12 protein-coding genes are annotated in these 12,523 nt (G+C 59.2%); 4 read left to right on the top strand and 8 right to left on the bottom strand.

Going from position 1 to position 12,523, the window contains the following annotated elements:
- Positions 1 to 71: 71 nt before the first annotated feature.
- Complete coding sequence (priA, locus tag RBB75_RS02885; RefSeq protein WP_353069443.1) at positions 72 to 2,591, bottom strand: replication restart helicase PriA; 2,520 nt, start codon at positions 2,589 to 2,591, stop codon at positions 72 to 74.
- A gap of 157 nt (positions 2,592 to 2,748) precedes the next feature.
- Here priA and RBB75_RS02890 point away from each other — a divergent pair, with 157 nt between their 5' ends.
- The 4 genes from RBB75_RS02890 to RBB75_RS02905 all read left to right on the top strand — a co-directional run bounded on the left by RBB75_RS02890 (position 2,749) and on the right by RBB75_RS02905 (position 5,992).
- Positions 2,749 to 3,189, top strand: coding sequence for a nuclear transport factor 2 family protein (locus RBB75_RS02890; protein ID WP_353069444.1), 441 nt, complete (start codon positions 2,749 to 2,751; stop codon positions 3,187 to 3,189).
- Between the two features lie 40 nt (positions 3,190 to 3,229).
- Entirely contained in the window at positions 3,230 to 3,997 is a 768-nt protein-coding gene (locus RBB75_RS02895; RefSeq protein WP_179639262.1) for a helix-turn-helix domain-containing protein, read from the top strand.
- Between the two features lie 39 nt (positions 3,998 to 4,036).
- The gene (locus RBB75_RS02900) at positions 4,037 to 5,209 is read left to right on the top strand and encodes an LssY C-terminal domain-containing protein (protein ID WP_179639263.1); all 1,173 of its coding nucleotides are present in this window, start codon (positions 4,037 to 4,039) and stop codon (positions 5,207 to 5,209) included.
- A 96-nt stretch (positions 5,210 to 5,305) separates the two neighbouring features.
- On the top strand, positions 5,306 to 5,992 hold the full coding sequence (locus RBB75_RS02905) for a ribonuclease T2 (protein WP_353069445.1): 687 nt from the start codon (positions 5,306 to 5,308) through the stop codon (positions 5,990 to 5,992).
- Positions 5,993 to 6,065: 73 nt separating this feature from the next.
- On the opposite strand, the gene RBB75_RS02910 is transcribed toward RBB75_RS02905, so the two are convergent.
- The 7 genes from RBB75_RS02910 to hpf all read right to left on the bottom strand — a co-directional run bounded on the left by RBB75_RS02910 (position 6,066) and on the right by hpf (position 12,494).
- Positions 6,066 to 6,956 (bottom strand): uracil-DNA glycosylase, encoded by an 891-nt coding sequence (locus RBB75_RS02910; RefSeq protein WP_353069446.1) that lies wholly within the window; start codon positions 6,954 to 6,956, stop codon positions 6,066 to 6,068.
- Positions 6,957 to 6,989: 33 nt separating this feature from the next.
- Positions 6,990 to 7,202, bottom strand: a complete 213-nt coding sequence (gene rpoZ, locus RBB75_RS02915; protein ID WP_179639266.1) for a DNA-directed RNA polymerase subunit omega — start codon at positions 7,200 to 7,202, stop codon at positions 6,990 to 6,992.
- 76 nt (positions 7,203 to 7,278) lie between these two features.
- Entirely contained in the window at positions 7,279 to 7,938 is a 660-nt protein-coding gene (gene gmk, locus RBB75_RS02920) for a guanylate kinase (protein ID WP_353069447.1), read from the bottom strand.
- A gap of 70 nt (positions 7,939 to 8,008) precedes the next feature.
- Positions 8,009 to 8,914 carry a YicC/YloC family endoribonuclease gene (locus tag RBB75_RS02925; RefSeq protein ID WP_353069448.1) on the bottom strand — a complete coding sequence of 302 codons (906 nt, stop codon included), beginning with the start codon at positions 8,912 to 8,914 and terminating at the stop codon, positions 8,009 to 8,011.
- Positions 8,911 to 10,788 carry an ABC transporter ATP-binding protein gene (locus RBB75_RS02930; protein ID WP_179639269.1) on the bottom strand — a complete coding sequence of 626 codons (1,878 nt, stop codon included), beginning with the start codon at positions 10,786 to 10,788 and terminating at the stop codon, positions 8,911 to 8,913. The genes RBB75_RS02925 and RBB75_RS02930 overlap by 4 nt, the downstream gene beginning before the upstream one ends.
- 89 nt (positions 10,789 to 10,877) lie before the next feature.
- The gene (gene rapZ, locus RBB75_RS02935) at positions 10,878 to 11,819 is read right to left on the bottom strand and encodes an RNase adapter RapZ (protein ID WP_179639270.1); all 942 of its coding nucleotides are present in this window, start codon (positions 11,817 to 11,819) and stop codon (positions 10,878 to 10,880) included.
- Positions 11,820 to 11,870: 51 nt separating this feature from the next.
- Positions 11,871 to 12,494, bottom strand: coding sequence for a ribosome hibernation-promoting factor, HPF/YfiA family (hpf, locus tag RBB75_RS02940; protein WP_353069449.1), 624 nt, complete (start codon positions 12,492 to 12,494; stop codon positions 11,871 to 11,873).
- Between the last annotated feature and the right edge of the window lie 29 nt (positions 12,495 to 12,523).

Genomic DNA, 12,523 nt, shown 5'->3' on the forward strand with positions numbered 1-12,523 from the left:
CTAAGTCTCGGCGCACCAGCAGTCGGGGCTCGTTTGCGATAACCTCCCCAAAATTTTTCTGAAGCGATGCGTCACATCAGATGCACCGCATCCACGTCGACCACCAGGTTCCGGCGCGCAATCCCCTGCGTCTCCGCATAGGCTAACATCGCCCGCAAGGTCTCTCCCAGCGCCTGCCGCCGCTCCGCCTTCAAGACAAAGTGGTATCGATAGATCCGCTTCAGCCGCACAATCGGAGCGGCCGCCGGCCCCAGCACCCGCACCTTATCCAGCCGGGCCTTCTGGAACCATCGCCCCAGCGTCCCGGCCCATCCCGTAGCCTCCTCCAGCTTTTCGCTCTGAATCACCACATTCGCGAGCACAGCAAACGGCGGGTAGTGCATCCACCTCCGATACTGCATCTCCTTCGCCACAAACCCCGGATAGTCATGCTTCGCTGCAAACTGAATTGCATAGTGATCGGGGTGATACGTCTGCACCAACACCTTGCCTATCAGATCCCCACGCCCCGCCCTCCCCGAGACCTGCGTCAGCAGCTGAAACACCCGCTCCGCTGCACGAAAGTCCGGCAGCCCAAGTTGAAAGTCCGCCCCCACTACTCCGACCAGCGTCACACCATGAATGTCATGCCCCTTGGCGATCATCTGCGTCCCCACCAGCAGATTGATCTCGCCCCCGTGCAGCCTCGCCAACAGCCGCTCCATGTCACTCCTCCCGCGTACGGTATCGCGATCCATCCGCCCAATCCTCGCCGTCGGAAAAAGCTCCTGCAACCTCTCCTCCCCCTGCTGCGAACCCACTCCAAGAAAATAAAGATGCTCGCTCTCGCACTTCGGGCACTTTGACGGCACCGACCGCCGCGAACCGCAGTAGTGGCACTCCAGCCTCTGCCCCGGCTGCGCAATCGCATCGTTCCCACTCACCGGTTTGTGATAGGTCATCGACACTGCACAGTTCTCGCACTCAATCTTCTCCCCGCAGCTCCGGCACAGCACCGTCGACGAGTACCCCCGCCGATTCAGTAGCAGAATCACCTGCTCGCCTCCGTCTTTCGAGTCCCGATCGAGCGTAGCTTGCGTCTCCTCTATCAGCCTTCGCGAAAAGATCTGCTCCTGCCCCGTCTCGCGAAACTCCTCCCGCATATCTACCAGCTCGACCAGAGGCAGCGGTCTGTCCGCAACCCGCGCGCGCATCTCCACCAGCGCATAGCGTCCCTTCTCCGCATTCGCCCAGCTTTCGAGCGATGGCGTCGCCGACCCCAGCACTACCACCGCTTCGTTGAACTTCGCCCGCATCACCGCCACATCGCGCCCGTGATACCGCGGCGTCTCCTCCTGCTTGTAGCTCAAGTCATGCTCCTCATCCACGATGATCAGGCCCAGATCCACCATCGGGGCAAAGACCGCCGACCGTGTCCCAACCACGATCCTCGCCTCGCCCCGCCGAATCCTGTGCCACTGCTCCGCCCGCTCATCCGGCGTCAGTTGAGAGTGTAAGAGCGCTACCTCGCCGCCAAACGCCGCTACCATCTGCCCCGCCATCGCCGGCGTCAACCCAATCTCCGGCACCAGCAGCAACGCGCTCTTCCCCGCGTCTAAAGCTCGGCGCATGGCAGCAAAATAAACCGAGGTCTTCCCGCTCCCCGTAATTCCATACAGCAGATGCGGCCTGAACCCACCCTTCTCCATCGCGGCCGCAATCGTCCCCAGCGCCTCCATCTGTGCTTCATTCAAGGCATGTTCGTGCGCATGCTTCTTTCCCTGCGCGCCCACGCCGCCCAGATGAAACTCCTCCGCAATCTCTTCAATGCCCACCAGCCCGCGCTTCACCAGCGTCCCCAGCGTAGACTCCGGCACTCCTGCGCGCGTCAGACTAATCCGCAGATCCCGCACCCGCATCCGCCCGCCCACCGCCGCAAGTTCCGCCAGTATCGCCGTCTGATTTTCATTCAGCTTCGGCAGCCGAGCCTCCGTCACCAACACCGCCACCTTCTCGAGCCGGCGCGCATCCCGCTCCTCCGCCCCCGCCTCGCGCACCAGCCACTTCTTCCGAACCATCCCCTCCAGCAGCCCTTTATTTGCACCAGTCGCCGACCGCAGTGCTGACATCTTCGCCGACTCTCCCCCTTCCAGATAGTTCAGCACGGAGTACTCGCGATTCTGCTCCTCCACCGTCAGCTTCGATCGCCGCGACGATCCTTTCATCGCCCCCTCATACAGCACCTTTCGCCCAGCCTCAGCGATGCGATAAGAGAAGTGCCGCTTCACCTCCGCCGCCAGCGGCAGCATCCCACGCAGCACCTCGCCCAGCGGAGCCACATAGTACGAAGCAATCCACGCCGCCAACTTCATCAACTCTGCTGGAAGCAGCGCGGCCTCATCCAACACCTGCTGCACCGGCTTGATCTCGAAGTCTTCCGCCGGGGCGTCCTCATGCACCCGAACCACCACGCCCATCAGCCTCTGCCCACTGAACGGCACCAGCACCCGAGCCCCCACCACCGGCCCATTTCCAGACATAGACCCATTCACCGAATAGGTAAACACCTGGTCCAACGGCACCGGCAAAGCAACATCACAAAACTGCGGCATCTCTCCAGCTTAACCTCTCCACCCGCACGACACTCTCTTATCCCCGCGAACGCCTGAAATCAGGCAACTTCCTTCCCCACAAAGTGGATCCCTTACCGAAGCAGAAGAACTTCGATTACCTCAGAGGTAATTGCGAGCGGCTTCGAGCCGATTGATAGTGAAGAAGCAAGTAAAAGAGCAGCAGATCAATATCAACCCGGAGAATGCTATGAACACCCTGACCATCACAAAAACCGCACCGCCCCAGTGGCTCCTCGATTTCTGGAAAGAGATTGACGACAAAACCTTCGGCAAAGGCTTCGACTGCTTCGTCGAGGATGCAACCTGCCGCCTCGGTATCGCAGAGTGGAACGGACGCGAGCAGATCCGCGAAAACCTTCGCGCCTTCATCGACACAGGCTTCACCGCGCATCACGACGTCACCGAATACTGGGACAGCGGCCCGCTGAAGATCTTCCGCGGCATCGTAACCATGAAGCCTGACGACTCCACCAAGCCGACCGTGAAGCCCGTCATGACACACTTCTTCTACATGGACGAAGCCGATCCCACCAAGGTCCGTAGCTGGGTTGGATCGGTAGGCCCCGTCCAGTTCTAACCCTCGTGCATGCTCAACCCATCACCTAACATCTCAAACAATGACACAGCAAACCGAACACGAGCTAGGCAGCTTCCTTCGCTACTGGCGGCAGCAGCGTGGGAAGAGCCAGTTCGATCTCTCCCTCGACTCTGGAGTCTCTCAACGCCACATCAGCTTTGTGGAGAGAGGCCGCAGCACTCCCAGCAGAGAGTTGCTGCTGAGTCTGGCCAGGACGCTCGACGTTCCCCTTCGCGAACAGAACATCCTTCTGCTCGCCTCCGGATACGCCCCCGTCCACCTCGAGAGTGCATGGAACACTCCGGAGATGGCCGTCGTCAACAATGTCGTCGATCGCATGTTGAAGCAGAACGAGCCTCACCCCGCACTCATGATGGATCGATATTGGAACGTCCTCAGGACCAACGAAGCCGCGCCGCGCTTCTTCGGTTCCTTCGTCGATCTATCCAAATGGCCGAAGCCGCGGAACCTCCTCCACCTCCTCTTCGACCCCGAAGGAGTGCGGCCGTTCGTCGAAGACTGGAATGTGGTCGCCTCGGGGCTTTTACAGCGTGTCTATCGCGAGGCGGTTGGACACGTCACCGACAAAAAAACCAAGGAGCTCCTCGATGACCTGAAAAAATATTCGGGAGTGAGAGAACTAAGCGGATCCCTCAAAGACGTCAGGGATCAAGCTCCGGTCCTGCCGATCACCTTCGTCAGAGGGAACGAGAGATTTTCTTATTTTTCGATGATCTCGACCGTCGGCCTGCCGCAGGACATCACCGCGCAGGAGTTCCGGATCGAATGCATGTTTCCCGTCGAATGAGTGATGTCAACCGAGCGTGACCGTGCTTAAAATAGAGGCGTGAAAATCAAGCGCTCTCCCTTTGAACTATCGTGCGCGCTGTGGCTGGCCTGTGGCATCGTTGCGTTCGGGCAGGATGCCGCTTCCAAGGCCGCAGCAAGCGTGCCCGGAACCGTTACGCCGATTGCCCTGCCCCCGGCGATAACCTCGGCCCAGGCTTCGGCGCGCAAAGCTAGCTACAGCGTCGCCGTTCCCGGAAGCGGAGAGTGGACCGATGCGGGCTTCGCCGTCGCAGCAGGAGAGACCGTCAGCTATGGCGCCACAGGGCAACTCACCCTGTGGGATGCGCGCGCTTCGGCCCCTGCCGGAGTTACCCGAGGATGGAAGGATATGCTCCGGCAGTTTCCCCTCGACAGTGCAAGCGCAGGTGCTCTAATCGGGCGCATCGGCAGCTCCGATGCGGCGGTCCCGTTCGCCATCGGCGGCCAGTTGGAGCAGACCGTACCCGCCAACGGCGAGCTGTTCCTTGCCGCCAACGTGCCCAAGGAAGTTGGCGCGCAGGGCACCTACCAGGTCTCGCTGAAGATCACAGCAGCCAAGCCAACTTCCCAGGCGACCATGCAGCAGGACGCCGCGCTGCTCGCCCCGGCGCTGCTCGACGGCGTACCGCAGCGCGTAGGCGACGAGCAAGGCAATCCCGGCGACATGGTGAACTTCTGCATCGTAGGAACCAAGGACGCCGTGGAGAAGGCGTTCACCGCGGCAGGCTGGGTGCAGGTCGACCAGTCGAACAACGCGGCAGTCCTGCACGGCCTTCTCTCCACTCTGTCCAAGAAGGCCTACACCGAGGTGCCGATGAGCACGCTCTTTCTCTTCGGCCGCCCGCAGGACATGAGCTATGCGCGCGGCGACGCCATCACCGTCGCCATGGTCCGTCATCATCTGCGTGTGTGGGACACGGGCCGTACCGCAGGCGGGCTTCCAGTGTGGGTGGGTTCGTCGACCCACGACAACGGTCTTGAGAAGGACCAGAGAAACAACGGCGTAACCCATCACATCGACCCGGAGGTGGACAAGGAGCGGGACTTTGTCGAGGCAAGCTTCGCAGCCGCAGGAGCACTGGATGCAGCCGCCTACATCACCCCCAAGGATCCGCTGCACGAGGCAAACACAGCAACAGGCGGAACCTTCAACTCCGACGGAAACGTAGTAGCCATGGTTCTGCGCCACTGAGGTAAAGCAAGTGGGCAGCTTAGCAGATGAAATAGGCTGCGAACTTCTCCAGACACAGCACTAGATACTCCACCATCTTGATATGCTTCTCCCACCATGAAGAAGATCACTCTTCCCGTCCTACTGGCCCTTCTTCTCCCCCTCGCCGCCTGTGAGCCACATCCGCAGCCCACGTCTGAGCCCGCACCCCGCCCCGGCACCACCGCGCTCCCAAGCCAATCTTCAGACCAAGCCGCCGCCAGTCAGCAACCCTTCGACTACTACCTTCTCAATCTCTCCTGGTCGCCCGAGTTCTGCCACTCGCACCCCAACGCAACCGAGTGCGCCCAGCGCCCCGCCTTCGTCCTCCACGGCCTCTGGCCTCAGAACACCAACGGAGGCTATCCGCAGAACTGCTCCACGGACTACGGCCCGCGCGTCCCCTCCGCCTATAGCGACATCTACCCCGACGCCGGCCTCCTCCGTCACGAGTGGCGCACTCACGGCACCTGCTCCGGCCTCTCTCCCGACGCCTTCTTCGCCCTCGCCCGCACCGCCTTCCAGGCCGTCACCATCCCGCCCACACTCGCCCAGCTCGACCATCAAATCTCGCTCACCCCGGCTCAGCTCATCGACCTCTTCCAGACCGCGAACCCGGCCATACCTGCCGCCAGCCTCGCCATCAGCTGCGGCAACAACTACCTCACCGCCGTCGAGGTCTGCCTCGACAAATCCGCGCACCCAATCTCCTGCGGCCCCATCCGCTCCTGCCGCGCCAACGCAGTCCGCATCACCCCACCGTAAGCGGCTTATGCCTCGGAAATAGGAGGGGGTTCCGGGATAGATATAGCAAGATCGAGGAAGAAAACTGACAGCTCTACGCCTTGGTCGGAGACTTCAACCCCATCTCCTTCATCACCCTCTGCAGATCCTTCCACGCCTCGCCCTTCATCGTCGGGTCACGCAGCAGAAACGCCGGATGATAGGTCACCGCAAGCTTCGCTCCCCTGCAGCTATGCCACTTGCCACGCAAGGAGCTCAGGGACTGCTTCACTCCCAACAGATACATCGCCGCCGTAGCCCCCAGCGCCACGATCACCTGGGGCTGCACCACATCGATCTGCTGTAGCAGAAACTGGTCGCAGGTATTCGCCTCCACCGGCTCAGGAACCCGGTTAGCGGGCGGCCTGCACTTCACGATATTGGCGATGTAAACCTCCTCGCGCTTGAGGCCCATCGCCTGGATCATATTGTTGAGCAGTTGACCAGCCTTGCCGACAAAGGGGATCCCCGAGGTGTCCTCATCCGCCCCCGGCCCCTCGCCGACAAACATCAACCGCGCATTGGCATCGCCATCGCCGAACACGATCGTCCGCCTGCCCGCATACGCCAGCGGGCAGCGAGTGCAATCGCCAATCTCAGTTTTGATTCCAACCAGCGCGTCAGCCTTATGCGCAGCATCCACCCGCACAGCAGGCAGGGGAACTAGATCATCGAAACTCACAAGCTTCGCGATGGGAGGCTCCAGAAATTGAGGTCGAACCGGAACGGCAACAGGAACAATTGGCTGCTCCACCAAAGTCGTCTTCGCAAACAGCGGTCGCGCCTGAGCCACCTCCTCGACAACGGAGACAGCATCAACCGCAGCAGGAACAGGAACCGCAACAGCTTCGACGTACACCGGCTCGCCCCGACGATAAAAGTCATGGACGCCCATGTCGCGAAGATAGTCCACGTAAGCCCGCAGCTGCTCTGCTTCTCCTGCCATGGCTCTATGGTATCGCGGTCTGCTCCGTCAGATTTAGTGCACCGGAATGTCGAGCACAGGTTCTACGACCTTCTCCGGCAGAACAAATTTGACGTGTCCCTGTTTGATCTCATCCTGCGCCACGCGACAAGCCTTCATCGACTTGGCCACGATCAGAGGAGAGGCGCCAGACTGTAGCTGCCGCGCCCGACGCGCCGCACCTTTTACCAGACTGTACTTATTGTGGAATGCATTCTCAATCGTCATGCGTTTCACCCCGATGCAGAAGTTATAACTCACCCCGATGAAAACCCATACACAATTCGTAGTGGATAACACGTCTCTAACCGTGAAAGGTCCTCAATGCCTTCTGTAAGCGAGGCGAAGCAGCATCGGTCCTGCAACTCGAAGCCAGCGCCTGCACCCCATCGCGCTCGCCGCGCTCACACAAAACAATCGCCCTCAGCTCTGCCACAGCCTGGTCAAGCACATCATTCACCAGCGCATACTTGTAGTCCCACATCTGCTTCAACTCAGTCCGAGCCTCCGCCAACCGGCTCTGAATCACCTTCTCAGAGGTCACATGTTCGGCCTCGCTCCGGTTTCGCAGCCGCATCTCCAGCACCTGCGGGCTAGGCGGCAAGATGAAGATTGACACCGCAGCGGGCGTCTTCTTCATCACCTGCACCGCACCCTGTACATCGATGTCGAGCAGCAGATCCTTCCCTGCATCCTTCGCATGCCCCAGCGCCGACATCGCCGTCCCGTAGTAGTTGCCGAAGACCTCTGCCCATTCCAGGAAGTCTCCCGCCGCAATCATCCGCTCGAACTCCTCCCGGGTCGTGAAGTGATACTCCCGCCCATCCGTCTCCGACCCCCGAGGCGCCCGCGTCGTATACGAAATCGAAAAGTCCAGCCCCTCCACCAACGTCCGCAGCTGACTCACCAGCGTCGACTTCCCCGAACCCGACGGCGCCGAAATGATAAAAAGAATTCCCGCCATGCGCCTCAATCACCCAATCAATTTGTCTCTGCCAGTCTAACAACCGAACTCACATGAATTACTCCCATATCTACTCCAAGTTCTGAACCTGCTCCCGCGCCTTCTCAATCTCGGCCTTCATCTCGAGTCCCAGCTCCGTAATCCGCAGGCTATTCTCGCCCGCTGCTCCACTGGTCTTCGACAGCATCGTATTCGCCTCGCGGTTCAGCTCCTGAAGCAGAAAGTCCAGACGCTTGCCTAACTCTCCGCCCTCCTCCAGCATCGCCACAAAGCGCTCCACATGCGTCCGCAACCGAACGATCTCCTCCTCAATATCGCTCTTCTCCGCCAGCACCGCAGCCTCAGCCAGCAGCCGCTCCTCGCTCACAGGAACGCCCTGCGTCAGCTCCATCAGCCGACTCCGTAACCGCTCGAACTGCATCTCGCGCACTCCGTTCCTCAGCCCAGCCATCTCTTCCCCGAAAGCCTGCAGACGCAGCATCGAAGCCTTCAGCTCAGCCGCCAGCGAAGCACCCTCCTGAGCTCGCCCCTCATTGAGCTTCCCAACCAGCGGAACGACCAGCGAGAGCACCGCCGCGTCAAGCCCCTCAATCTCCGCCGCACCAGCAACGCCCTCAGTACTCATCACACCCGGTATGCGCAGCATCGCATTCAGGTCCGGCTCCGCAGACACGCCATGCGTCCCAGCAGCCTCGCGAAACGCCTGCACGTAAGCCTCAAGCAAGCCCTCATTCAGCTGGATCTCAACGTTTGCCCTGCGCTCGATCTGCAGCGTCACCTCGATATGCCCCCGACGCAGACTCTCCTTCAACATCCTTCGCATCTGCACCTCGAGACCATCACAGAAAGAAGGTAACCGGAGATGAAGATCAAGAAACCGATGGTTCACGCTCTTCATACTCAAAGTGAAGGCAAGGCTATCTCGCACCGCACCGCGCATACTCGCGTACCCAGTCATCGAATAGATATCTGTCACGCAATCCCCTCCAGCCCGACCGTCAGCACACCCTCACCGTTCCCGGCTGGCGCAGCATCATTCTCACTAAACTGCATGTCATAAAGCCGCCGGTAGGTCCCCGAGTGCTGCATCAGCTCATCATGCGTGCCAATCTCTGTAATCCGTCCCCCTTCAATCACCGCAATACGAGAGGCCCGTCGCACCGTTGACAGGCGATGGGCAATCACAAACACCGTCCGCCCCTGCATCAGATTCGCCAATGCCGCCTGCACATACTGTTCACTCTCCATGTCGAGAGCCGAAGTCGCCTCATCCAAAATCAGGATCGGGGCATTCTTCAAAATTGCCCGCGCAATCGCGAGTCTTTGGCGTTCTCCCCCGCTCAGCCGTGTCCCCTTCTCGCCAACCATCGTGTTGTACCCGTCAGGCATGTTGAGAATGAACTCATGCGCCAGCGCCATCCGCGCCGCCTCTTCCACCTTGCTCATCGGAACATCCGGTTGACCGTAAGCGATGTTATTTCGCACTGTGTCGTTGAACAGCACCGTCTCTTGCGTCACCTTCCCAATCTGCTGTCGCAGCGAAGCGATCGTCACATCGCGCAGATCGTGCCCATCCAACAGAATCCTTCCTTCATTCACATCGAAGAAACGAGGAATCAGATTCACCAGCGAGGACTTGCCCGCTCCACTCGGACCAACAAACGCTATAACCTCACCCGGCCGCACATTCAAGTTGATCCCTTGCAGCACCTGCTTCACCTCTCCTTCGCTCTCATAAGCGAAGCCAACATCTTCAAACCGGATCTCCTCCTTAAACTCCTTCAACACAAACGCGCGCTTCTTCTCCTGCACATCGTCCTGCGCATCCATAAACTTGAAGATCTCTTCACTTGCCCCCAGCGCCTGCTGAAAGCTGTTATAAAACAACGCAAACTTCCGCACCGGGTCGTACAGCGTAAACACCGCGATCAAGAAAGAGATAAACGACCCGATCGTCATCGAGCCGCTCTTGATGCGGTCGCGGCCAAGGAGCAACAGCAGTGCAATCGCAACTGAACCAAGCCCATCCATCAAGGGAGAACTAATCGCCTGCACACTCACTGACCGCAGATTGGCGCTGAACAGCCTCTTCGCCGCGCGCCGGAAGCGGTTCATCTCCCACAACTCCATGCCGAACGCCTTCACGATACGATTGCCCGTAATCGTCTCGTGAAGTATGTTCTGTATCTCTGCCAGCTTGTCCTGCCCCTTGCGCGTCGTCTGCCGCACCCGCCGCCCGATACGCCGTGCCGAAGAGATCACCACAGGAACGAACAACAACAGTACCCAGGCCAGCTTCCCACCGTAGAAAATCGCCACGCCAATCATAAAGATCAGCGTAAAGATCTGCTGCAGAAACTCCCCCAGCACGCTCGACATCGCCGTCTGCACGCGCTCGATATCGTTGATCAGGGTAGATAACAAAGTGCCCGTTGTGTGCTTCTGAAAAAAACCCACCGAACGTCGCAGCACAGCGTTGTACAGATCGTTGCGCAGGTCGGTAATCATCCCGAAGCCCGCATAGTTCACCAGGTAAGTCCCCACATAGTCACACACCGACTTCACCAGTGCGGAGACCACCAGCGCATATGCCACGACTGTCCACGCATTATGCAGTGGACTCGGAACCAGAAAGTGCAGGTTCAACGGCCTTCCAAGAAGAGGCACATGAGGGAACACCAGCACATCGTGTGTGTAAGCATCCGGACTCAACACATTGTCGAAGATTGGCTTTACCAGCAGCACGCGAAACGCCGCCATCGCGCCTACGACTGCCATCAATCCCACTGACGCCACCGAGTAAAGGGCGTATGGCCGGACATACAGCAGCAATCGCCAGATGCGCCTCAAGCCGTCACTCTCCTGATTGTCGCCATTGCATTGCGCATCTCACTATTCTATTGCGCGTCTATTCTTCTGTGTGCCGCCGTGCGCAGTAGCTACTTTGGCATATCCCGATGAGCAGTCTTCACTCGATACCCCTCAGCCGCCAGCCGCTTCTTCATCTCTTCCGCGATAAAGACGGACCGATGCTGCCCCCCGGTGCATCCAAACGCCACCGTCAGGTAGCTCTTCCCTTCCTTGATGTAGTGGGGCAGAAGAAACTTCAACATCTCGGCGGTCTTATCCAAAAACTCCTTCGTCTGCGGAAACTGCATTACATACTTCGCGACCTTGGGATGCTTGCCAGTCAGTTTCAGAAACTCCGGCACAAAGTGAGGATTCGGCAAAAACCGCACGTCAAACACCAGGTCCGCCTCCGCAGGCACGCCGTTCTTGAAACCGAAGCTGTTCGACGAGATCATCAGAGCGCGTCCGCTCTCTTCGCGTGCAAATTGTGAGTTGATATGCGCCCGAAGTTCATGCACGTTGAACTTTGTCGTATCCAAAACGATGTCGGCGACATTGCGAACCGGGTCCAGCCGCTTGCGCTCCGCCCGAATCGACTTCACCACGGTATCGCTGCCTCCCATCGGATGAGGCCGCCGCGTCTCGGAGAATCGCCGAATCAACGCGTCTTCACTAGCCTCCAAAAAGACGACTCGCGTAGGCAGTATCTTTAATACTTTTTTCAGAATCGACGGGAACTGATCCAGTCGCATTCCCTCCCGTACATCGACCACCAGCGCAGCGCGCTCGATCTCCGCGGACTGTCGCACAAGATCCGCAAAGCTCGGCACCAGCTCTAGCGGCAGATTATCGACCGAGTAATACCCCAGATCTTCAAACGCCTTCAGCGCCGACAACTTCCCCGATCCCGAAAGCCCTGTCAGAATAACCAGTTCGCCCCGGTGTTCCGGAAGCGCAGCCTCTGCGACTTTTTTCCTGCGTGTTCCAGTGGATGACTTCACGGAACTCTTCGCGACCCGCTTGCTCGTCATGCAGAAATCCTAGCACCCCAGGCTAAGGAACCTTGCTCCAGCAACCTTGCTCTAAGGAACTTCAATCAGCTCCATCTTTCCGTCACGCTTACGATAGAGCACCATCGCCTGCCCGCCATGGTCGCGAAACACAAACACCTCGCGGTCGCGAAACGCAGCCTCCTTCACTGCCTCCTCGATCGACATCGGCCGCAACGCAACCGAATCATTCGAGCGCACCACATGTGGCTCTGCAAGCGGCGAGTGCGACGGAAAAGAGTGCACCAGCATCGGCACTGCCTTACGGCCAACACTGTTCTTCGTCGCCACCTTCACCACCGCAGTCTTCCGCGCAACAGGTGCCACCACCTCAGCCGCAGCTCCCTTCAAATCCGACTTCGGATGCCGCTTGATCGTCCCGAATCTCTTCTTATGCCGAATCGCCTGTTGCTCAATCTTCGCCAGCGCATCGTGCAACGCAACAATCATGTCCGTAGCCTCACACCGCGCCACCAGCTTTTGATGCCTGGTCTGCACCGTCACCTCGGCGATCTGCCGATACTTGTCCGTAGACAAAATCACATGCACACTGCCGGAGTTGCCGACGATCTTCGCAATCGCCTCCACGCCTTCTTCTGCCTGTGACTTCAGCCTTTTTGTAATAGTCGTCTGTCTGCCGGTGTACTCCACGTCCATACGTTCACCTCGTCCCCGCGATCGGTTCG

It is taken from the genome of Tunturibacter empetritectus, assembly GCF_040358985.1.
GTDB lineage: Bacteria > Acidobacteriota > Terriglobia > Terriglobales > Acidobacteriaceae > Edaphobacter > Edaphobacter empetritectus.